Annotated in this window: 22 protein-coding genes; 20 read left to right on the top strand and 2 right to left on the bottom strand. The window is 51.2% G+C overall.

Annotation, left to right across the window (positions count from 1 at the left end; genetic code table 11):
* The first annotated feature begins 45 nt into the window (after positions 1 to 45).
* The 14 genes from ftsZ to ACQ76X_RS06080 all read left to right on the top strand — a co-directional run bounded on the left by ftsZ (position 46) and on the right by ACQ76X_RS06080 (position 14590).
* The gene (ftsZ, locus tag ACQ76X_RS06145) at positions 46 to 1158 is read left to right on the top strand and encodes a cell division protein FtsZ (RefSeq protein ID WP_340896972.1); all 1113 of its coding nucleotides are present in this window, start codon (positions 46 to 48) and stop codon (positions 1156 to 1158) included.
* Between the two features lie 120 nt (positions 1159 to 1278).
* Positions 1279 to 2199 (top strand): Rpn family recombination-promoting nuclease/putative transposase, encoded by a 921-nt coding sequence (locus ACQ76X_RS06140; protein WP_438492296.1) that lies wholly within the window; start codon positions 1279 to 1281, stop codon positions 2197 to 2199.
* A 230-nt stretch (positions 2200 to 2429) separates the two neighbouring features.
* The gene (spoIIGA, locus tag ACQ76X_RS06135; RefSeq protein WP_438492295.1) at positions 2430 to 3377 is read left to right on the top strand and encodes a sigma-E processing peptidase SpoIIGA; all 948 of its coding nucleotides are present in this window, start codon (positions 2430 to 2432) and stop codon (positions 3375 to 3377) included.
* A 127-nt stretch (positions 3378 to 3504) separates the two neighbouring features.
* Positions 3505 to 4224, top strand: coding sequence for an RNA polymerase sporulation sigma factor SigE (sigE, locus tag ACQ76X_RS06130; RefSeq protein ID WP_038595351.1), 720 nt, complete (start codon positions 3505 to 3507; stop codon positions 4222 to 4224).
* Positions 4225 to 4302: 78 nt separating this feature from the next.
* Positions 4303 to 5085: an RNA polymerase sporulation sigma factor SigG gene (gene sigG, locus ACQ76X_RS06125; RefSeq protein ID WP_038595349.1), complete on the top strand. Its 783-nt coding sequence runs from the start codon at positions 4303 to 4305 to the stop codon at positions 5083 to 5085.
* Between the two features lie 194 nt (positions 5086 to 5279).
* Positions 5280 to 5591 (top strand): YlmC/YmxH family sporulation protein, encoded by a 312-nt coding sequence (locus ACQ76X_RS06120; RefSeq protein WP_038600462.1) that lies wholly within the window; start codon positions 5280 to 5282, stop codon positions 5589 to 5591.
* Between the two features lie 166 nt (positions 5592 to 5757).
* Positions 5758 to 6615, top strand: coding sequence for a peptidoglycan editing factor PgeF (gene pgeF, locus ACQ76X_RS06115; RefSeq protein WP_438492293.1), 858 nt, complete (start codon positions 5758 to 5760; stop codon positions 6613 to 6615).
* A gap of 9 nt (positions 6616 to 6624) precedes the next feature.
* On the top strand, positions 6625 to 7317 hold the full coding sequence (locus tag ACQ76X_RS06110) for a YggS family pyridoxal phosphate-dependent enzyme (protein ID WP_438492478.1): 693 nt from the start codon (positions 6625 to 6627) through the stop codon (positions 7315 to 7317).
* Complete coding sequence (locus ACQ76X_RS06105) at positions 7317 to 7760, top strand: cell division protein SepF (RefSeq protein WP_038595346.1); 444 nt, start codon at positions 7317 to 7319, stop codon at positions 7758 to 7760. The genes ACQ76X_RS06110 and ACQ76X_RS06105 overlap by 1 nt, the downstream gene beginning before the upstream one ends.
* 7 nt (positions 7761 to 7767) lie before the next feature.
* Positions 7768 to 8037: a YggT family protein gene (locus ACQ76X_RS06100; RefSeq protein WP_438492291.1), complete on the top strand. Its 270-nt coding sequence runs from the start codon at positions 7768 to 7770 to the stop codon at positions 8035 to 8037.
* 4 nt (positions 8038 to 8041) lie between these two features.
* Positions 8042 to 8824: an RNA-binding protein gene (locus ACQ76X_RS06095; protein ID WP_438492477.1), complete on the top strand. Its 783-nt coding sequence runs from the start codon at positions 8042 to 8044 to the stop codon at positions 8822 to 8824.
* A gap of 274 nt (positions 8825 to 9098) precedes the next feature.
* Positions 9099 to 9584 carry a DivIVA domain-containing protein gene (locus ACQ76X_RS06090; protein ID WP_038595344.1) on the top strand — a complete coding sequence of 162 codons (486 nt, stop codon included), beginning with the start codon at positions 9099 to 9101 and terminating at the stop codon, positions 9582 to 9584.
* Between the two features lie 1202 nt (positions 9585 to 10786).
* A complete protein-coding gene (ileS, locus tag ACQ76X_RS06085) occupies positions 10787 to 13879 on the top strand; it encodes an isoleucine--tRNA ligase (RefSeq protein ID WP_438492289.1) in 3093 nt (1030 codons plus the stop codon).
* Positions 13880 to 14158: 279 nt separating this feature from the next.
* A complete protein-coding gene (locus ACQ76X_RS06080; RefSeq protein WP_438492287.1) occupies positions 14159 to 14590 on the top strand; it encodes a DUF5665 domain-containing protein in 432 nt (143 codons plus the stop codon).
* Between the two features lie 54 nt (positions 14591 to 14644).
* On the opposite strand, the gene ACQ76X_RS06075 is transcribed toward ACQ76X_RS06080, so the two are convergent.
* Complete coding sequence (locus tag ACQ76X_RS06075; RefSeq protein ID WP_438492286.1) at positions 14645 to 15376, bottom strand: TraR/DksA C4-type zinc finger protein; 732 nt, start codon at positions 15374 to 15376, stop codon at positions 14645 to 14647.
* A 245-nt stretch (positions 15377 to 15621) separates the two neighbouring features.
* Here ACQ76X_RS06075 and lspA point away from each other — a divergent pair, with 245 nt between their 5' ends.
* The 3 genes from lspA (at position 15622) to ACQ76X_RS06060 (ending at position 18443) form a co-directional block, all read left to right on the top strand.
* Positions 15622 to 16125, top strand: a complete 504-nt coding sequence (gene lspA / locus ACQ76X_RS06070; protein ID WP_076109056.1) for a signal peptidase II — start codon at positions 15622 to 15624, stop codon at positions 16123 to 16125.
* Positions 16118 to 17092 (top strand): RluA family pseudouridine synthase, encoded by a 975-nt coding sequence (locus tag ACQ76X_RS06065; RefSeq protein WP_341095408.1) that lies wholly within the window; start codon positions 16118 to 16120, stop codon positions 17090 to 17092. Before lspA ends, ACQ76X_RS06065 begins: the two co-directional genes overlap by 8 nt.
* 97 nt (positions 17093 to 17189) lie before the next feature.
* The gene (locus ACQ76X_RS06060) at positions 17190 to 18443 is read left to right on the top strand and encodes an LL-diaminopimelate aminotransferase (RefSeq protein WP_438492284.1); all 1254 of its coding nucleotides are present in this window, start codon (positions 17190 to 17192) and stop codon (positions 18441 to 18443) included.
* A gap of 62 nt (positions 18444 to 18505) precedes the next feature.
* Here ACQ76X_RS06060 and ACQ76X_RS06055 read toward each other — a convergent pair whose 3' ends face one another.
* Positions 18506 to 19066 carry a GNAT family N-acetyltransferase gene (locus ACQ76X_RS06055; RefSeq protein WP_438492282.1) on the bottom strand — a complete coding sequence of 187 codons (561 nt, stop codon included), beginning with the start codon at positions 19064 to 19066 and terminating at the stop codon, positions 18506 to 18508.
* Between the two features lie 590 nt (positions 19067 to 19656).
* Here ACQ76X_RS06055 and pyrR point away from each other — a divergent pair.
* The 3 genes from pyrR to ACQ76X_RS06040 all read left to right on the top strand — a co-directional run bounded on the left by pyrR (position 19657) and on the right by ACQ76X_RS06040 (position 22549).
* Positions 19657 to 20235 (top strand): bifunctional pyr operon transcriptional regulator/uracil phosphoribosyltransferase PyrR, encoded by a 579-nt coding sequence (gene pyrR / locus ACQ76X_RS06050; RefSeq protein ID WP_076109059.1) that lies wholly within the window; start codon positions 19657 to 19659, stop codon positions 20233 to 20235.
* A gap of 2 nt (positions 20236 to 20237) precedes the next feature.
* Complete coding sequence (locus ACQ76X_RS06045; RefSeq protein WP_038595331.1) at positions 20238 to 21146, top strand: aspartate carbamoyltransferase catalytic subunit; 909 nt, start codon at positions 20238 to 20240, stop codon at positions 21144 to 21146.
* Positions 21147 to 21271: 125 nt separating this feature from the next.
* Positions 21272 to 22549, top strand: coding sequence for a dihydroorotase (locus ACQ76X_RS06040; RefSeq protein WP_438492280.1), 1278 nt, complete (start codon positions 21272 to 21274; stop codon positions 22547 to 22549).
* Positions 22550 to 22619 lie beyond the last annotated feature (70 nt).

The raw sequence follows: 22619 nt of genomic DNA, 5'->3' as shown, positions 1-22619 counted from the left end.
ACTTGGACTGGCCATCCAAGCACATTGAGGGGGAGATGGAACAATATGTTGGAATTTGATTTTGAAATGGAGAGCTTGGCGCAAATAAAGGTCATCGGTGTGGGCGGCGGCGGTAGCAATGCTGTCAACCGGATGATTGAAAATGGCGTTCAGGGTGTGGAATTCATCACAGTTAATACAGATGCCCAAGCGCTGCATATGGCCAAATCGGAGCATAAACTGCAAATTGGGGACAAGCTGACCCGGGGTCTTGGCGCGGGTGCCAATCCTGAGGTGGGCAAGAAAGCGGCCGAGGAGTCCCGTGATCTGATTTCAAATACCCTTAAAGGCGCGGACATGGTATTTGTTACCGCTGGTATGGGCGGCGGCACCGGTACAGGCGCAGCGCCTGTGATTGCTGAAATCGCCAGAGAATGCGGAGCGCTGACGGTGGGTGTTGTAACCCGTCCGTTTACTTTTGAAGGAAGAAAACGTTCCAATCAGGCAGAACTGGGTATCGAAGCACTGAAAGAAAAAGTAGATACCTTAATCGTTATTCCGAATGACCGCCTGTTGGAAATTGTTGATAAGAAAACACCGATGCTGGAAGCTTTCCGCGAAGCGGACAACGTGCTCCGTCAAGCGGTACAGGGCATTTCCGACCTGATTGCTGTTCCGGGTCTGATTAACCTTGACTTTGCCGATGTGAAGACCATTATGACAGAACGCGGATCCGCTCTTATGGGTATCGGTATTGCCACCGGCGAGAACCGTGCTTCGGAGGCGGCCCGCAAAGCGATCATGAGTCCGCTCCTGGAGACCTCCATTGAAGGTGCTCGCGGCGTCATCATGAACATTACGGGTGGTTCCAACCTTTCCCTGTATGAGGTGAATGAAGCAGCCGAGATCGTTACCTCTGCTTCGGATCCTGAAGTGAATATGATCTTTGGTGCCATCATTGAGGAAAGCATGAAGGATGAAATCAAAGTTACGGTAATCGCTACCGGCTTTGAACACAAACCTTCACCTGTTGCTCCAGCCCGCCGTCCATCGGCGAGCAGCGAACCTGCTGCGCCGGATAAGAATGCCAATCTGCGTCCGTTTGGCAATCAGACGGCCTCTGACCAGCTGGACATTCCAACATTCCTGCGCAACCGTACGCGCGGCAATAACGACTAATAAAATAGTATAGTGTAATAGATTACGGAAGCACCGTATCTCCCTAGCGATCAGCTATGGGTGGATACGGTGTTTTTTGGTTTACCGGCTGTTATAATACTAGTAGCGGGAGAGGATACAATGAAACTGCTTGATCCCCGGGTTGATTTTGTATTTAAACGTATTTTTGCAAGTGAGGGCAATAAGGATGTGCTGTTGGCTTTTCTTAACGGGATTTTTTCGGATGCGGGGGAACCTCCGCTGAATGAAGTGGTGCTGTTGAATCCATACACGGATAAGGATGATCCGCTGGATAAGCAATCGATATTCGACATATGGGCCAAGACCGAGGAAGGCAAGTTGATCAATATCGAAATGCAGCTATTTAATAAATACGATATTGAGAAGCGCACGCTTTATTACTGGAGCAAACGATATTCGGGCCAGCTGCAGGAGACGGGCAAGTATAAAGATCTCAAAAAGTGTGTGACCATCAATATATTAAATTATAATGTTTTGCCCAATGAGCATACTCATAGTGTGTTTCATCTGCGGGAAGATAGGAATGGAACTCCGCTCGCAGACGATATTGAAATTCATTTCTTGGAGCTGCCGAAGCTGGAGCATACGCCTGTTCCCGGTGAAGTCGGTTTGGTCAATTGGCTGCTGTTTCTGAAAGGAATAGACGATTCGAATTGGGAGGTGCTTAGCATGAATGAGCCTGTCTTGAAAAAGGCAATGGATACGCTGCAATTCCTGAGCCAGGATGAGGAGGCCCGCATGAAGTATGAAGCCCGCCAGAAGTTTTTGCTGGATGAGGCTTCGCAAAGAGACGGAGCGCTTACAGAGGGCTTTGCTAAAGGATTGGCTGAGGGAAGAGCGGCAGGAAGAGCTGCGGGTTTAGAGGAAGGTAAGGCGGAAGGCAAGCTGGAAGGGAAGTTAGAAGGGGAATTAGAAGCCAGATTGGAAGTGGCAAGAAATCTGCTTGCGATGGGACTGGACTATCATGCGATCCGAACGGCAACGGGTCTTACAGATGAAGAATTAGAGTCTATGAAGTGAATTTAAGAATAGGAATTTTGAAGTCAGCCTTTAGATTTAGAGGCTGGCTTTTTTGAAAATAAAAGAATTTATATGCTTCACGCTATAACTCGACAAAAAAACCTCAAGAACGCCCCCCAAGTTTAGACAGACTTTGAATGCGAGAGTTCCTATACTAATCTTATCGTCCAAAAAGAGAGCCTGATCCCCGGCCTTGAGGATAGATAGCAGCCCTTAGGCAGGTGAATGTATTGGTAGTTTATATTGACTTGATTTTCGCTGCCAATCTGCTGATCGATGGCATTCTTCTATGGCTGACAGGCTGGCTGGTCAAACTTAAGGTCTCCTGGTGGAGACTGGCGCTCTCCGCGCTGGTTGGCGCGCTTTATGTAGTGATGATGTTCGTACCGGAGCTGTCTTTTCTCTATACCTTCCTCATTAAGTTCGGATTGTCGGTAGTCATGCTGTGGATTGCCTTTGGATTCAGGAGTCTGCAAAGCTACCTCCGCATATTGGGGGCCTTTTATATTATTAATTTTGCAGCAGCCGGCGGCATTGTAGGTATTCACTATTTGTTGCAGAGCTCAGGCGACATCTGGAACGGTATTCTGTTTACCTCTTCAGGAGGCCAAGCATACCGGATGAAGATCGGTTTCTGGTTTGTGCTTGCGGTCTTACCGCTGGTACTGCTCCTCTTTAAGCTCTTCCATTCTTCACGGATCCGCAGGGAGCAGCTCGAATCGTACATTGGTGAGGTAACTGTGGAAATTGACGGCGTAACTGTGGTCTGTCAAGGGCTGCTGGATACAGGGAACCGGCTCAGTGATCCGTTGACGCGGATTCCGGTAATGGTGATGGAGGCGTCGCTCTGGGAAGGCCATCTGCCTGCTTCATGGAAAGGGAGGCTGACACAGACGAGCGCAGACACCCTTCTGTTGGAAACGGACGGGCAGTCTTTTGCCTGGCAGGACAGGATGCGGCTTGTCCCTTATAGGGGGATCAACCGTGGTTCATCCTTTATGCTTGCGCTGAAGCCGGATCTTGTGAAGATACAGCTGGGTGAGGAGACCTTTTACAGCAAAAGAGTGCTCATCGGGCTGGATGGCGGGACACTGTCGGGAGACGGCGCGTACCGGGCGGTCATACATCCTGACCTCGCCCAAAGAGAACAGGCTGCTGACGCGGCGCTGCCATGCTGATAACCGCAGAAGCATTTGGCATTTCAATCCTAATATCGGACAAAGAGAATTGGGGCAGGGCAGCAGGAAATGGATGGGATAAGAAATATCACAGGGTTACTGTGTACTTCTTGGAGGAGGAACAAGAATGGTCAAATGGAAGTTAGCGCTGCAACTGCAATATTACCGCATGCTGTTTCTGCTGGGGCTGAAAAGCCAGGAAATTTATTATATCGGTGGAAGCGAGGCGCTGCCTCCTCCCTTGACGAGGGAAGAGGAGGAGTATTTGCTGCAGCGGCTGTCCAGCGGCGATGCGGCAGTCCGGGCTATGCTGATTGAGCGCAACCTGCGGCTCGTTGTGTACATTGCCCGGAAATTTGAGAACACCGGCATCAACATTGAAGATCTTGTCTCTATCGGGGCCATTGGACTAATCAAGGCGGTCAATACGTTTGATCCGGAGAAAAAAATCAAGCTGGCTACCTATGCCTCACGCTGCATCGAAAATGAGATCCTGATGTATTTGCGGCGCAACAGCAAGACACGGAGTGAGGTGTCCTTTGATGAACCGCTAAATATTGACTGGGACGGCAACGAGCTGCTTCTCTCCGATGTGCTTGGCACCGAGAACGACACCATTTACCGGAACATCGAAGAGCAAGTGGACCGGAAGCTGCTGCAGAAGGCGCTGGAGAAGCTGAGTGAGCGGGAACGCCTGATTATGGAGCTAAGGTTTGGACTGCGCGGGGGAGAAGAAAAAACGCAAAAGGATGTGGCCGATCTGCTGGGTATTTCCCAATCCTATATTTCGCGTCTGGAAAAAAGAATTATCAAGCGGCTGCGCAAGGAGTTTAACAAGATGGTGTGAGCATAAATCAGCAAGGAATAAAATGCCGGACCGGGGAGATAATGTACAGTAATGTTTCTCCTTGGGAGGTAAATCATCATGACCCGAAATAAAGTCGAGATTTGCGGTGTGGACACCAGCAAGCTGCCCGTTCTAACAAACGTGGAAATGCGGGAGCTGTTCACTTCGCTGCAGCAGCAGGGCGAGCGATCCGCCAGAGAGAAATTGGTAAATGGTAACCTTAGACTCGTTCTTAGTGTTATTCAAAGGTTCAATAATCGGGGAGAGTTCGTTGACGATCTGTTCCAGGTAGGCTGCATCGGGTTGATGAAAGCCATCGATAATTTTGATCTATCGCAAAATGTGAAGTTTTCCACCTATGCAGTACCGATGATTATCGGTGAAATCCGCCGGTATCTGCGCGATAATAACCCGATTCGGGTATCACGTTCGCTCAGGGATATCGCATACAAGGCGCTGCAGGTGCGTGACAGTCTGACGAACCAGAATTCCCGGGAGCCGACGATTTTTGAAATTTCCGAGGCGCTGGGAGTTCCGAAAGAAGATGTGGTTTTTGCTTTAGACGCCATCCAGGACCCGGTCTCCTTGTTCGAGCCAATCTACCATGACGGCGGGGACCCGATTTATGTGATGGACCAGATTAGCGACGATAAGAATAAAGATGTCTCTTGGATTGAGGAAATTGCATTGCGGGAAGCGATGCGCAAACTGGGACAACGCGAGAAGCGGATACTGTCCATGCGTTTCTTCGAGGGCAAGACCCAGATGGAGGTCGCCGATGAGATTGGGATCTCTCAAGCCCAGGTTTCCAGACTTGAGAAATCGGCTATCCAGCAAATGCAAAAGCATGTGAAGACCTGAGTAACAGCGATAGATGAAGCAGGGGTATCCTGGGGGCTTAAAACCCTTTTGGATACCCCTTTGTATGTAGAACCGTATTGGAAAATATATATTGCATTGCATGTTGCCAAGCCCGAACAACATATATTGGACTATATGTCTGAAAGTACAGGGGTGGCGAGGTGAACGAAGATTCAATAGGCACAGGCAAAAAAATGAAAATCTCCGATTTTCAGACCAAGGATGTCATTAACATTGTCGACGGCAAGCGGCTCGGGCAAATCAGTGATCTGGAGCTCGATCTGCGCCGTGGAGTTATTGATGCAATTATTGTGCCCGGGTACACACGGTTTATGGGGCTCTTTGGAGGTGGCGCTGATTTGATCATTCCCTGGAGGAATATCGTTAAGATTGGTGCTGATGTTGTGCTCGTAAAGATAGAGGAGTCCAGAATGCCCCAAGGTCAGGAAGAGCGGGAAACGATGTATTTGGAACGGGGAGACCGTAGTGAAAGGCGCACATATTAACCGGGTGCGTCTTTTTTTGACGGAAACGGGTATAGAGCTTATGTAAGAAGTGCAGCCCATAACCAAGAGATTGTGCGGGGGCTTTGTAAAGTACTTGAGTAAGCTTCGAAGTCTAAACACCACTTTGTGGGGAGGTCTTGTGGTACACTTAGGCGGAGGTGAGAAGATGGAACCGTTCGTACAAATCGACAGAACGCCTGTGCAGCTTCATCTGGAGCCGTGGTGTTCAGCACATGCTCAAATTACTGCCGGCTTTACAGGAAGACAAGGTGGTGCGGGCAAGGCGCCGTATGACAGCTTCAACTGCGCTCTTCATGTCGGCGATGACGTGGAAGATGTGATCAGCAACCGGAGGATGCTCGCCGAGAGTCTCGGTTTTACACTGGATTCATGGACATGCGGGGAACAAACTCATGGAAAAAATATTGCGGTTGTTACCAAAGAGAACCAAGGATACGGCAATCTGGACAGAGCAAGCGCCTTTCAGTCCACTGATGGGCTGCTGACCAATGTGCCGGGGGTGCTGCTGACTTCCTTTTATGCGGACTGTGTGCCGCTATATTTCTATGATCCTTTGCAGCAGGTGGCCGGTCTTGCGCATGCGGGCTGGAAAGGGACTGTAGCAGAAATTGCCGGAGCTATGGTCAGCACAATGGGTGAGGTCTACGGCAGCCGTCCAAAGGATATCCTGACAGCCATTGGACCTTCTATCGGTGAATGCTGTTATGAGGTCGATGATTATGTAATGAATCATGTCCGCCGGTTGGAGGATGGATTTAACACAATGAATTTAGCTGAGAACGCTCCGGTCTTATACAGGAAGTCGGATGCAGATGACAGCAAAAGCATGCTGAACTTGAAAGAAATGAATCGACGCATTATGATTAAAGCAGGAATATTGCCGACTCATATCGAATGTACAACTTGGTGTACAAGCTGTAACAGTGATCTCTTCTTCTCATACCGCAAGGAAAACGGAGTTACAGGAAGAATGACGAGCTGGATCGGAATAAAGGAGAGCTGAAAGTTGGGTTTGACACTGCAAGAAAGAATAGCCGAGGTCGAGGAACGTGTGGAACGGGCTTGTGCGGCAAGCGGCAGGGATGCAAGTGACGTCAAGGTTATCGCAGTGACGAAATATGTATCGCTGGAAACGGTATCCGCTGTGCTGGAAGCGGGTCTTGAGGACATTGCCGAAAGCCGCTGGCAGAACGCCGAACATAAATGGAACGCCCTGGGCAACAAAGGTACATGGCATTTCATCGGTCATTTGCAGACCAATAAGGTAAAGGACGTTATCGGCAAATTTCAATATATACACTCTTTGGACCGGTTTTCACTGGCACAGGAATTGCACAAGAAGGCCGAGGCCGCCGGTATAGACGTAAACGTCTTCCTTCAGGTGAATATCTCGGGAGAAGATACGAAATTTGGTTTATCTGCTGAAGCGGTGCCTGGATTTTTGCGTGAAATCGCTCCTCTGCATCGTGTGAAAGTAATCGGCCTTATGACGATGGCGCCTTATGAAGGGGATCCCGAGCTTACCCGCCCGGTCTTTCGCGGACTCCGCGAACTGCGCGATGCGCTCAATCTGCTAGCTTTGACACCTGAGCCTATACAAGAGCTGTCGATGGGAATGTCGAATGATTTTGAAGTGGCGATACAGGAAGGAGCCACCTGGGTGCGCCTGGGAACGGTATTAGTAGGTCATGAGGAGGGAGCTTGATGGGCGTGATGAACCGATTTATGAGCTTTTTGGGCTTGCAGGAGGAAGAGGAAATTGTGGAGCGGGAGCAGATTTCCCGTGAAGAGGATGAATACGAGCCCGCCCCTGTAGAAAACCGTAAAAACCAGCGGGCCAACGTCGTCAGTATCCATTCGCAAAAAAATGTGAAGGTAGTGCTTTATGAGCCCCGTTCTTATGACGAAGCTCAGGAAATTGCCGACCATCTCCGTTCGCACCGCACAGTCGTAATTAATTTGCAGCGCGTGCGCAATGACCAGGCGATGCGGATTATTGATTTTCTCAGCGGAACTGTTTATGCCCTGGGTGGAGGAATCTCCAAAATTGGGGGCAATATATTTATGTGCACACCGGATACGGTCGAAATTCAAGGTTCCATAACGGAAATTCTGGGTGACGATCAAGACTACAACAGAATGAGGTGAACGGGCTTTGTCCCAAATCGATTTAATTATTAATTTACTTTTCAAGATCTACTACTACATGATTTTCTTCTATATCCTCATGTCCTGGCTGCCCAATGTCCGTGACAATTTCATCGGAGAGCTGCTCGGCAAGCTCGTGGAGCCTTATCTGAGTCCATTCCGCCGGATTATTCCGCCGCTGTTCGGAACGCTGGATATTTCCCCGATCATCGCGCTGATTGTGCTTCAATTTGCACAAGGCGGTCTGCATTCCATTGTGGGCCTGCTCTTCCGTTAATGACATGAAGAATGAAATCTATGGTCATTTTCACCCTGACGAACGGCAATTTGTGGACAAGGCCTGGGAATGGGTCACTCATGCAGGAGAGTATCATGAGCTCAAGCTGACTGAATTTCTCGATCCCCGTCAGGGCTATATTCTGCAGAGTCTTGTGAACCGTCATCCCGATGTTGCTGTAAGATGGGAGGGCGGCTCAGAAAATGCTGAACGGAAGCGGGCAATGGTGGCACCAGATTACCGTGACCTTTCAGAAGAAGATATGGAACTCAAGGTGCTTGCCATTACCTCCGGGGAACAGAAGTTTTTGGCCTTGGAGCATGGCGACTATATGGGTTCAATTCTTGGACTGGGCATCAAAAGAGGCAAAATTGGTGATATTCATGTGCTTGAGGATGGCTGTCATGTTGTAGTGGCGGCGGATATCGCCAATTTCCTGGACGTGAATTTAACCGGAGTGCACCGGATTAATGTCAGCACAGAGATTCTGCCGTTGTCCGGATTGAAGAGCAGTGAGGTTAAGCTTGAGATCATGGAGTTGACTGTGGCTTCCTTGCGGCTTGATGGGATCGCTGCGGATGTGACCCGGCTCAGCCGGAGCAAGATACTTGCCCCGATCAAAGCCGGACGGGTCCGGGTGAACTGGAAGGTGGAGGAAGACCCCTCCTTTGGACTTAAAGACGGCGATATGGTCTCCATTCAAGGTTTTGGCCGTTTTAAGGTTCTGGAGATCGGAAGTTTGACGAAAAAAGGCCGTTACCGGATTCAGGTTGGCAAATTTGTCTGAATCGTTTGCAGGAATCCGGATTTGCTTGTCGAAATTCATTATCTCTAGGGAAGCAAACATTTTGAAAGCTGGGCGCCGATACTTGTAGAAGAGGCGGATCCTTAAACGGCATTCGGAATGATAACCAGCCTTATTTTTCTTGCAGAAACACTTGCCGCCTTATCCAGGCAGGCATGTTCGTTTCTTCTTAAAGTACAGTCTTTCTTCTTTGTCTGCCGGGACAAATTATGTTTCATGGGCATAAGAGGTCTGAAATTTCTAGGAGGTGCACAGCATGCCATTAACGCCGCTCGATATACATAACAAGGAATTCTCCCGGAGAATCCGCGGTTATGATGAAGATGAGGTCAACGAATTTCTGGATCAGGTAATCAAGGATTACGAAAGTGTCATTCGTGAGAACAAGGAGCTGCACAATCAGCTATTGTCTATTCAAGAGCGCCTTGATCATTTTGTGAATATTGAAGAAAGCTTGTCCAAGACAATCATCGTCGCACAGGAAGCGGCAGATGATGTCAAGAACAATTCCAAAAAGGAGTCACAGCTGATTATCAAGGAAGCGGAAAAGAACGCTGACCGGATTATCAACGAAGCGTTATCCAAATCCCGGAAAGTAGCGATTGAGACGGAAGAATTGCGCAAGCAAGCCTCTATCTACCGCACTCGTTTCCGGACTCTCGTCGAAGCACAGCTTGAACTGCTGTCTCAGGATGATTGGAATGCCCTGGAGAGCCGCGAAGTCAGCGAGAACGTGCTTTAACCTTCTAATAAAGCTGAGCATATCATGAGAGATGAATATCTCTTGTTTTCCGGCCACTGCTATACCGTGGTTATGAATATTGACATTTTGTCTTAAAACGTCTATAACTAAAACATATCTGTACCATAATTATTCGATGACGGGACAAGTACGATAAGGTTACGTTCTCCAGAGAGTCGGTGTTTGCTGCGAGCCGATTGTTCACACCTTGCCGGAAGATCTTCCCCTAGAAGCTGAGCTGAAGCGTTAATTCGTGCGTAAGTTTAGCCGTCTGCCGGACGTTATCCCGGACCCGTGCGTTTAGATTGTCTGCGCGGAACTGAGATCGTGCTGAATACACTCCCCCTGAGGATGTGCGTGAAGCGCAGAATTAGGGTGGTATCGCGAGCGTCGTCTCGCCCCTTGGGGGGCGGGATGGCGCTCGTTTTTGTTGTTGCGGGGCGCGATCCCCCTAAATCCCCCTTTCCAAGGGGGACCCCAAGGGCTGGCCGCCCTCTGGACACCCGCAACAAGGGCATTGTGCAGAGTGGCGTCCGCGGACGGGTAGGGATTTGTTCGACGGGGGAGCGGCCCTTCTTAGGCTCCCCTGGCGGGTACGCCTGCGGGGCCTTTCCTGCTCAAGGGCAAGAGCAAAGGCAAAGACGGCTTGCGGCGGCTGCGCCCCGCCGCGGGGGCAACCCGGCCCAGCGCTGCCCTGACGGGATCGCGGGCCGGGGGCCCAAGACAAGAGCAAAGGCGAGGGCAAGAGCGAGGGCAAGGACAAGGGCAAGGACAAGGGCAAGGGCAAGGGCAAGATCAAAGGCAAGCGCAAGAGCAAAGACAAAGGCAAAGACGGCTTGCGGCGGCTCCCCCCCGCCGCGGGGGCACCCCGACCCAGCGCTGCCCTGACGGGATCGCGGGCCGGGGGCCCAAGGCAAGGGCAAAGGCAAAGGCAAGGGCAAAGGCAAAGGCAAGGGCAAAGGCAAAGGCAAGAGCAAAGCCTGCGAGCAGGCTGCGCGCCTAGCGTGCTTGAGGTAAAGCGGGCCGCTTGCGGCGACAAGCGGGGACAACACCAAAATGAACTCTACATCCGCCTCTCCCTGGAGTTTAGACAATATTCCGGGTGTCCAGAGGGCCGGGGCCCTCGGGGTCCCCCTTGGCTAAGGGGGATTTAGGGGGATCGAGCAGCTTTATAGACTAAACCAAGGAAGGATTGACCAGCAATGCAAAAAGTAGATGTCAGAGAAAAAGCGCGGGCAAGAGATGTCCGCATTCTGAAGAAATGGAGCGATGAGAATACGTTCCGCAGATCCATGGAGAACCGTGAGGGCCGTCCGAACTATGTGTTCTATGAAGGACCTCCAACAGCTAACGGCGTACCGCATATCGGGCATGTGCTGGGCCGGGTCATCAAGGATTTCATCGGCCGCTACCAGACGATGAAGGGGTACCGCGTTGTGCGCAAAGCGGGCTGGGACACTCACGGCCTGCCGGTTGAACTTGGCGTGCAGAAGAAACTCGGAATCTCCGGCAAGCAGGAAATTGAAGAGTACGGCGTGGAGAAGTTCATCAAAGAGTGCAAAGAGAGCGTGTTCGGCTACGAGAAGCAGTGGCGTGAGTTCACGGAAGCTATCGGCTATTGGACCGATCTGGATAACCCGTATGTGACGCTGGATAATACGTACATCGAAAGCGTGTGGAACATCCTGGCTACGGTGCATGAGAAAGGTCTGCTGTACCGTGGACACCGCGTCAGCCCGTACTGTCCGAGCTGCCAGACGACGCTGAGCTCCCATGAAGTGGCGCAGGGCTATAAGACGGTCAAGGACCTCAGTGCAACGGCCAAGTTCAAGCTGGATGGCAGCGGCGATTATGTGCTGGCCTGGACGACCACCCCTTGGACGCTTCCGGCGCATATGGCGCTGGCAATGAACCCGGAGATGGAATATGTCCGTGCGCAGCAGGAAGACGGCGTATACGTGCTGGCCAAGAACCTCGTGGAAGAGGTGCTGAAAGGGGAGTATACGGTTCTTTCTACGCACAAAGGCTCTGACTTTATCGGTCAAAGCTATACCCCGCCGTTTAGCTATATCCAGGCGGAGAAACATAATGTGATCGTTGGTGCATCCTTCGTAACGGATTCCAGCGGTACCGGGATCGTGCATATGGCCCCGGCACATGGTGAGGATGACTATAAGAGCTGTCGCGATAACGGCATCAGCTTTGTCAATGTGGTGGATACTTCTGGTAAATACACTGACGTGGTAAGTGATTTTGCCGGACGGTTTGTGAAAGATTGCGATTTAGATATCATAAAGGCGCTGTCCGAAAAAGGGCTGCTGTACAATAAAGAGAAATACGAGCACAGCTATCCGTTCTGCTGGCGCTGCGATACTCCGCTGCTGTATTATGCGACAGACAGCTGGTTCATCAAAACGACAGCGATCAAAGATCAGCTGATCGCCAACAACAACACCGTAGACTGGTATCCTGACCATGTGCGCGAAGGACGCTTCGGCAAGTTCCTGGAAGAGCTGGTGGACTGGAATATCAGCCGCAACCGCTACTGGGGCACACCGCTGAATGTTTGGGTTTGCCAGGACACCGGCAAAGAATTTGCGCCGCACAGCATCGCTGAACTCCGCTCGATGGCGATCGGCGAAGTCGCTGAGGATATCGAGCTGCATAAGCCATATGTAGACAACATCAAACTGCGCAGCCCGTTCAGCGAAGGCGGCGTGATGGTACGTACTTCTGAGGTCATCGACGTATGGTTTGACAGCGGCTCGATGCCGTTTGCCCAAAGCCACTATCCGTTCGAGAATGAAGACAGATTCGCCGACCAGTATCCGGCAGATATGATCTGTGAAGGAATTGACCAGACACGCGGCTGGTTCTACAGCCTGCTTGCGGTATCGACGTTGTTCAAGGGCAAAGCGCCTTACAAGGCAGTTATTGCCCACGGCCACATCTTCGATGAGAATGGCCAAAAAATGTCCAAATCCAAAGGCAACGTCATTGACCCTTGGGAAATCATGAACGAATACGGCACCGATGCCTTCCGCTGGGCGATCCTGTCCGACAGTGCGCCGTGGAATAACAAACGTTTCTCGCGCGGTCTGGTCGGGGAGACCAAATCCAAGGTTGTGGATACGCTGGTCAACACGCATGCGTTCCTGACGCTTTATGCCGGCATTGACGGTTACGACCCGGCAGAACATCCGTTCAAGGTATCCGGGCATAAGCTCGACCGCTGGATTCTCTCCCGCTTGAACAGTCTGATTCTAGTTGTGGAAAAAGGCCTCGCCATCAACGACTTCGTCAATTCGTCCAAAGCGATTGAGAACTTCGTGGATGAACTGAGTAACTGGTATATCCGCCGCTCACGCGACCGGTTCTGGGGCAGCGGGCTTGGCGAAGAGAAGCTGGACGCCTACCGTACGCTGACACATGTACTGCTCACAACGGCTACGCTGATGGCTCCGTTCACACCGATGCTGTCGGAAGATATCTATACGAACCTTGGCGGCGGGGAAAGCGTACATTTGGCGGATTATCCGGCTGCCGACGAGAGTCTGATCGATCTTGAGCTGGAGCGGGATATGGAGAGTGCCAGAGGCATTGTCGAGCTTGCCCGCAACGTGCGCAACGAGACTGGCATCAAGACACGCCAACCGCTGTCCGAGCTGATCGTTTCTCTGGACCGCAGCTTTGATGTAACGGATTATGAAGAGATCATCAAGGATGAAATCAATGTCAAGGGAATTGTGCTGGAGAACAGCGACAGCGGGTTTGTTGATTTTACGCTGAAGCTGAACCTGAAGGTAGCCGGTAAAAAATACGGCAAGAGCGTAGGCTTCCTTCAAGGCTACCTGAAAGGGATGGACAGCGACGCTACCCGCAAAGCGGTACAGGACGGTGTGATTGCCATCGTGTCGCCGGAAGGGGAAGAGCTGCAGATTACTGCCGAGGAGCTGCTTGTCGAGAAACAGGCCAAACCGGGTTTTGCATCAGCTTCCGGTTACGGGCTCACGGTAGCACTGAACACAGAAATCACTGCTGAACTTGAGCAGGAGGGCTGGGTCCGCGAAATTGTCCGTGCAGTGCAGGATTACCGCAAACGCCTGGATCTGGCGATCGAGAAACGGATTGCGCTCACGCTGCAGCTGGATGATGAACTGAAAGCGGCAGTGACTGCTTTTGAACATGTATTGCGTGAAAATGTGCTAGTGACTACCGTTGAGTTTGACGGAGCGCATCCATTTGAAACGGTGGATGCCGGCGGCAGATCCATTGGTATCCATATCGGAGCCTAAAGAGAAGCTAAATGCTGATCCCCGTATCGCTTGTCTCCAAATGACATATACTAGCGGCATAAGAAGAAACGTCCAGGCCTTTAGCATAGGGCAGGGGCTTTCGAGATTGGCGGTATGTGCACTGCTGATCAGGAAGCCGTTTCTGCGGAAATATGAGGATCTTTACTGAGAACCTTATATTTATGCGCAAAATGACGAGCCCCGTGTTCGGGGAGAGATTGCCTCTCCCCGAACCGGGCTCGTTTATTTTGTGGACGTTAGGGAAGGAGCAAGAGTGTTTTGGAGGGTCGGAAAGAAGGAAGCAAAAGCTCCGGGCAGCAGGGAGGAATCTCCGCCTCAACAGGCGAGGGCAGCGGACAGGATCAGGCGCCGGATTTCAAACGGGAGACTGAAGCGGGGGCAGAGGCCCTTTCCCCGGATGAAAAATTGAGCGCGGTATACCGGCTGACATTGGGGCTGGCCCGGGAGATGGAGAAATCGCGGATTGCTGAATATACACAGCTGCTGCATTCGCCCTGGCGGCTGATCTGGCTGAACATAATATCAGGAATAGCGCGCGGGGTGGGGATTGCCCTCGGATTCACTTTTTTTGCAGCGACGATCATTTATGTACTGCAGATGCTGGGGGCACTGAACCTGCCGATTATCGGAGATTATATTGCAGATATTGTGCGGATCGTACAGCACCAGCTGGAGCTTAAGACTTTTTAGGGATTAGAGAATCATTGATCTGGCGTGTGTACCTAAAAAAGGAGCAGCACATGGCTACTCCCTTTCCTTTTTAGCGGACGGATCCAGCAGGTAGCTGCCTTCCTCGGTGTCCATATAATGGCGGTAACTGGTTCCTTTGATGATGGTCAAATGGTTTCCGGCGATATCGGTCGCCACAAAGTTCTCCCACGGCTCCACGAAGCCTTCGGTTTCGTCGGCCTCAATCTCCATATCGTTGTAAGAGCTGATATCATTGCCTTCGGCCATGGCCGGGGAGTTGGAGCTGCCCCAGCTTTCGACGATCTGCCAGGCATCTTCGCCGTCAAAACCATTTTGCTCATCGCGTTCGTCAAGGCTGGTGCGTCCAAAAGGCGGGGACAGCAGCTCTTCTTCGACCGGCCGGGTAAACGGCGCGTTCTGGCGTGGGGCATGCTCCTTGCTGTATCTGGTGGATGGAATGGCTGAGAGGCGCTCATATGGAATCGGATTGCCGCTGGCGATACAAATCCCGTAGGTGCCTTCATCCATGGCCTGCAGAGCGGCTTCGATATCGTCCAATTCATGCTCGTCGCGCTCCAGCAGGGAAATATCTATCGAGCGGTTATACAGCTCAGTGGCGGCATCGCCGGGATGGTTGTCGATTTCGGACAATTCCCCGGTTGTATCGCGCATGGCTTCCTGCAGACCGTAATGCTCGTTATTTTGCAGCCTGTGGCGGATTTCCTCCTGCTGCAGCAGCAGCGCTGCCCGCAGCTGCGAGAGCTGCTGTGATGTCAGATGGCTCATAGGCGAGTGCTCCTTTCAGATGCTTTTGTCATAACGTACGCTTCCCGGCATTCCTGCCGGTTCGTTCTTTGATAGCTTGACCGGAGAAGCGTCTTTTTAGCGATGGTAAATAGTCCCCTGGCCTTAAAAGGGTTATACGGTCCGCAATAGACGGCTTCTTGAGGCCTGTGCTACAATATACAAGTCTTTATTCAGTATTCGTACCGCTATAACGCGGGAAAAATAAGAACGGAGTGACAACTTCTGTGGTGTACTATCTGATTGCGCTAATTGTGTTTTTGATTGACCAGGGTACCAAATATGTGATTGCTACCCGGCTGGAGCTCGGCGAGCAGATTCCGGTCATAAACGACTTCTTCATTATTACCTCCCACCGCAATAGTGGAGCCGCTTTCGGAATTCTTGAAGGACAGCAATGGTTTTTCTTTATAGTTACGGTTGTTGTTGTCGTCGGAATTGTCTGGTATATGAATAAGGCCAAAGCCTCGCGGAAGCTGCTTCCTACCGCTCTGGCATTGGTGCTGGGCGGAGCTATAGGCAACTTTTTGGACCGGATGCTGAACGGTGAGGTTGTTGACTTCCTGATGTTCAACTTCGGGAGCTACACCTTCCCTATTTTTAATGTCGCCGACTCCTGCATCGTGATTGGGGTTGGACTGATTATTCTCGATACACTGCTGGATATGAAGAGCGGAGACGAAATCATCGAAGTTAAGGAATCAAAGGAAGTAAAAGAAGGGAATGAATGATTTGAACAAGGACGTCAATGAGCAGGCAGGTGCAATTGCCTTCGAAGAAGAAAGGGACGTCACGGAGTGGATTGTTTCCGGAGAGAATGCCCGGGAGCGGGTTGATAAATATATTACGGAGGCCTGGGAAGAAGAGATTTCACGCTCTCAGGTACAGCTGTGGATCAGCAGCGGACATGTTAAGGTTAACGGTTCTCCGGTTAAGGCCAACTATAAGCTGAATGAAGGCGATGTTATCGCTGTTACGGTTCCAGAGGCTGAAGTTACCGATCTGATTGCGGAGGATATTCCGCTTGAAGTGGTCTATGAGGACAGCGATGTTATTGTAATTAATAAGCCTCGCGGCATGGTTGTGCATCCGGCAGCAGGGCATCCGTCCGGTACACTGGTCAATGCGCTGATGTTTCATTGCAAAGATCTGTCCGGCATTAATGGCGAGATTCGTCCCGGGATTGTACACCGCATTGATAAAGATACTTCCGGTCTGATTATGGCAGCCAAAAATGATGCCAGTCATGCTTCACTCGCTGCCCAGCTTAAAGAGCACAGTGTAACACGCCGCTACATCGCAGTGGTGCATGGTAACCTGGCACATAGCCAAGGAACCGTAGACGCTCCGATTGGCCGTGACCCGCATGACCGCAAGCTGTACACGGTAACCGAGAAAAACAGCAAACGTTCCGTGACCCATTTTACCGTGCTGGAACGTTTTGGCGACTGCACACTGCTGGAACTGCAGCTGGAGACCGGACGGACGCATCAGATCCGCGTGCACATGAAGTTTATCGGGCATCCGCTGGTCGGCGATCCGGTATACGGGCGCAGCAAGGGGATTATGATGAACGGACAGGCTCTGCATGCCGCCGTACTGGGCTTTAAGCATCCTTCCACGGGTGAGTATATGGAGTTCAGCAGACCGATTCCGGCAGATATGGAAGAAGTATTGTTTACGCTGCGCAGCAGATAAGTACAAATGAAGTGATCATAAATCCATGGTTTTGGAGACAATTTTGCTTCATATTTAATGATATATTTAATAATAGCCAGGAGATGAGAACAAAATTATGAGTATCGAACAGTATCAAGAGACTTTCATTCAGACTAATTTTGCGGACCGCATCGGCGGTGCGAACTACGGCAAAGATACATCCATTTACAAATTCGAGAAAATCAAACGCGCCAAAGCATCGGCGAAACAGGATTTTCCTAATATTGAATTGATCGATATGGGCGTCGGCGAGCCTGACGAGATGGCGGATGAAGGCATTGTTGCAAGACTTGCCATTGAAGCGGCCAAAGAAGAAAACCGCGGCTATTCCGACAACGGAATTCCTGAATTCAAAGCTGCCGCTGCAGCTTACCTGAAGGATGTATTTCGTGTAGAGGGGATCGACCCTGTAAACGAGGTTGTGCATTCCATCGGCTCGAAGCCGGCATTGGCCATGCTGCCATCCTGCTTCATCAATCCGGGCGACATCACCATTATGACGGTTCCGGGTTATCCGGTACTGGGTACCCACACCAAATATTTGGGTGGACAAGTCTATACGGTGGAACTCAAGAGAGAGAACAACTTTCTGCCTGATCTGAATTCCATTCCGGAAGATATTGCCCGCAAAGCGAAGCTGCTCTACCTGAACTATCCGAATAACCCTACGGGTGCCAGCGCAACTCCTGAATTTTTCAGCGCCGTTGTAGACTGGGCCAAAAAATATAACGTCGTAGTCATCCATGACGCTCCGTATGCAGCGCTGACTTATGACGGTGTGAAGCCGCTGAGCTTCCTGTCCGTACCTGGCGCGAAGGATGTCGGCGTAGAACTGCACTCACTCTCCAAGTCTTACAACATGACAGGCTGGAGAATCGGGTTCGTTGCCGGCAATCCGCTGGTCGTGAAAGCATTCAGCGATGTGAAGGACAACAATGACTCCGGCCAGTTCATCGCGATTCAAAAGGCTGCCGCCTACGGTCTGGAACACCCTGAGATTACTGAAGCGATTGCTGCCAAGTATTCCCGCCGCCACAACATGCTGGTGGACGCGCTGAACAGCCTGGGTTTCAAGGCAGAGAAACCAAAAGGTTCTTTCTTCCTGTACGTAGCAGCACCAAAAGGTGTCAAAGGCGGACGCCGCTTCGAATCCGGCGAAGATTTCTCGCAGTTCCTGATCCGCGAGAAGCTGATCTCCACCGTGCCTTGGGATGATGCAGGCCCATTTGTTCGTTTCTCCGTGACCTTTATCGCCAAAGGTGAAGAGGATGAGAAACGTGTAATCTCCGAAATTCAAAGACGCCTCAGCGACGTTGAATTCGAATTCTAAAATAACGGACAACTAAGAAGCCGCCGCAGAGAAATCTGCGGCGGCTTCTTGTTGCAGCACGCTCAAGATAGGCGGTAAGAATTTCTGTGAAAATTGTTAATATAACGGAATAAGGACTCCCCATTATCTTCGACAGCAACCCCCTGCTTCAGCGGGCGCAGCATTGCCCGGTACGGCTCCGGCACCCAAATATATTGATGGATATACGGTGTCAGCTTGAAACCATTCCGTTCCCAGAAGTGAATACGCTCAAGATGCGCAGCCGTGTTTCCGGCTTCCACTTCAATGATGATTCCACCGGCCTTATGCACTTGTTCAGCCCAGTGAATGATTTTTTCCAGAAACAATGAGCCAAGGCCTTCTCCGCGCGACTTCTTGGCAACTGCCAGATAGTCAATGATAAGCCGCTTATCGGCCGTCCCTCCAACGATCCCGGTTACAGCCATTGCTACAACATGTCCATCAGCTAGGCCAGCATGCAGATAAGCTATTCCTCTGTCCAGCATATTGTGCAGTATTCCTGCCGGTTTGGCCCCGCTGGGAAAAGCCTCCCGGTACATGGGTTCGATTAACTCCCACAAGCTATCATTCCAATGCGCAGCTGTGATAAATTCCAGTTCCATTATCAAGTCGCCTCCGGTCTTCATCATATCAGAGCGGAAGCAGACGTAAAACAAGCAGAGGGTCTTGATCATCATCAGTTTCATGAAATAAGCTGATATTCTTTCTGCTCCTTTACTTAAACTGAAAAATTCCAATTTTAGGTGGAAGCTGCGGAGGGGATTTTGGAACTGTAGGAGCGAATGCGTCCGCCTTTGTCTCCAGATTTAATCCGTGACGCGGATCCAATCAAATAAATCTGGAGACAACAGCGGCCGAAAGTCCAAACATTCCCGCAGTCTGCGTCCTTTCACCTAAATCTCCTCCAGTTTTTCTGTTTCCACTGCCTCCCATTTGACACAAGCCATGACTTCTGTCATAATTCTGTTAAATGAATATGCGCCTTTAATTCAGTCCCGTGAGGCTGGCAAGGTAACGTGAATCGAGGTTCGCGACTTAAGAAAGGAATCCGTATGAGTACGGAGGGTCTTTTTATGCGCGCGGACACGCCATCTTTTTGAATCTGCGGATTTCACTCCTTGCCTGCTTTGGGCAAGGAGTTTTTTGATTTCCGGGAGCTTGAACGGGCGTACAAGCAGGAGGATGACGGATTATGGTTACTGAGAAAAACGTAATTATGGACGAAACAGCAATTCGCCGCGCACTGTCGCGCATTGCCCATGAGATTTTGGAGAAAAACAAAGGTATCGAGAATTGTCTGCTGGTGGGCATCCGGACACGCGGAATTTACCTGGCCCAGCGAATCGCAGAACGTATCAAGGAAATTGAAGGTGTTGATATTCCTTACGGCGAGCTGGACATCACACATTACCGCGATGACCGCGAAGGCGGAGACAACCGGGAAGAGATGGACCGGGCGGTAGTGAAGAGCTACCTGACCCTGCCAGAAGGCAGTAGTGGCATCCACGACAAAAAAGTGATTTTGTTCGACGATGTGCTGTACACCGGACGCACGATCCGCGCGGCGATGGATGCCCTGATGGATTGCGGACGGCCAAGGATGATCCAACTCGCTGTATTGGCTGACCGTGGACACCGGGAGCTTCCGATCCGTCCGGACTACATCGGCAAGAACGTACCTACCTCCAGGCATGAGCAGATCGAAGTGGCGCTGACCGAATTCGACGGCAAGGATGAAGTTTACATTATTTCAAACCGGGAGGAACGATAACAATGATGACGGCAACCAAGGTGAAGGAACGCAGTCTGCTGGGGATTAAAGAGCTGGACAGCTCGGAAATCCGTGAGCTATTGGAGAGAACAGCGTACTGGGACAATCAGGCCGAGAAGCTGACCCCGGTACTGAGATCACATTTTGTTGCCAACATGTTTTTTGAGAACAGCACGCGCACCCGCTTTTCCTTCGAAATGGCCGAGAAACGCCTTGGCGTTCAGGTCCTGAATTTCACGGCTGCGGCTTCCAGTGTAGAAAAAGGCGAGTCGATCTACGATACAGTACGCACACTGGAATCAATGGGGATCGATGCCGGAGTTGTGCGTTTGAAGCCTGCGGGCGTGCTGCAGCAGCTGGCCGAGAAGGTGTCCATTCCGCTAATCAATGCCGGAGACGGCAATAACGAGCATCCGACGCAAGCGCTGCTGGACCTGTATACAATGAGCAAAAATTTTGGCGGACTGAAGGGCCTCAAAGTTTCGATTATAGGGGATATTATGCATAGCCGGGTTGCACGCTCGAACCTCTGGGGACTGACAAAGATGGGGGCCAAGGTGCAGTTCTGTGCACCGGAGAATATGCAGGCGCCGGAACTTGCTGCCTACGCTCCTTATGTGAGTATGGAAGAAGCGCTTAAGGCTGATGTAGTCATGATGCTGCGGGTTCAGCTTGAGCGCCATGCATCCGGCATACTGCTGTCTGCCGAGGAATACCGGAAACAGTATGGATTGACGGAAGAACGGGCGGCCCGGCTCGATAAGAACACGATCATTATGCATCCGGCTCCGGTGAACCGCAACGTAGAGATTGATGACGCAGTGGTCGAAAGCAGCCAATCGCGGATTTTCCCGCAGATGTCCAACGGCGTGCCTGTGCGGATGGCCGTGATGGAGAGAGCCCTTCAATAGCAACTCTTCAAGTTAAAAAAAGCTGACATAAATACACTAATAAATATACACAAAGATGAATTTTTATTATATAATAATCAGAGAGCTTGCGGCTGCAGCCTGCAGGTAAAAGGAGAATCATAACCGTGATCATTAGAAACGCCAGCGTGCTCAACCAGGAAGGCGAGTTAGAGACTAGACATATCGTAGTTAAGGACGGCGTAATTTCCGCAATTGAGAGTAATCTGGATGCGCTCGATGAATCCACTGAAATCATAGAAGCCGAAGGCAAACTGCTGATCCCGGGACTGATTGATATGCATGTGCATCTCCGCGAGCCTGGCTTTGAGCATAAGGAAACGGTAGAAACCGGAGCCCGTTCGGCTGCCAAGGGCGGATTTACTACCATCGCCTGCATGCCGAATACACGCCCGGTAACGGACAGCCCGGAAATCGTACAGTTTGTGAAGGATAAAGCGCGCGAAGCCGGACTGGTGAAGGTGCTCCCTTATGCGGCGATCACGAAAAATGAGCTGGGACGCGAGCTGACCGATTTTGCCGCACTTAAGGAAGCTGGAGCCATTGGTTTCACGGACGACGGAGTAGGCGTACAGACTGCCCAGATGATGAAGGATGCCATGAAATTGGCTGCCGGACTGGATATGCCTGTAATCGCGCATTGTGAGGACGACTCGCTGGTGGAAGGCTGTGCGGTTAACGAAGGCAAGTTTGCAACTGCGCATGGCCTCAAAGGCATTCCGAACGAGTCGGAAGCGATCCATGTCGGACGCGATATTCTGCTGGCTGAAGCAACCGGCGTTCACTATCATGTCTGCCACGTCAGCACGGAACAATCGGTGCGGCTGATCCGACAGGCCAAGCAAATCGGCATCAAGGTGACCGCGGAGGTATGCCCGCATCATCTGCTGCTGTCGGAGGAAGACATTCCGGGCATGGATGCCAATTGGAAAATGAACCCGCCGCTGCGTTCGCGCCACGACGTGGAAGCCTGCATCGAAGGTCTGCTGGACGGAACGCTGGATATCATCGTGACCGATCATGCACCGCACAGCGAGGAAGAAAAAGCGAAAGGCATGCAGCTTGCACCGTTTGGCATTGTCGGATTTGAGACAGCATTCCCGCTGCTCTACACCGCTTTTGTGGCAACCGGCAAATGGGATCTGTCCCTGCTGGTGCAGCGGATGACCGCTGATCCGGCCCGGGTGTTCCGGCTGAATACAGGCCATCTCACGGTTGGGGCGCCTGCCGATTTGACGCTGATCGACCTCAAGGAGGAGCAGGAAGTAGATCCGGCTTCATTTGCCAGCAAAGGACGCAATACTCCCTTTGCCGGATGGAAGCTTAAAGGCTGGCCGGTTATGACATGGGTAGACGGCACAGCGGTATGGACAAAAGCTAATTAATGAACTGGTGGAGCGAAGATGCCGGCTGTATGGGGCAAGGTGAACATGCGGCGGCATTTTGGCGCGTTAC

The organism is Paenibacillus sp. IHBB 3054 (assembly GCF_051594305.1).
In the GTDB taxonomy this organism is placed as follows: domain Bacteria; phylum Bacillota; class Bacilli; order Paenibacillales; family Paenibacillaceae; genus Paenibacillus_AQ.
Note: the sequence above shows the minus strand (reverse complement) of the source record. Positions and strands in the feature narration are given on the sequence as shown.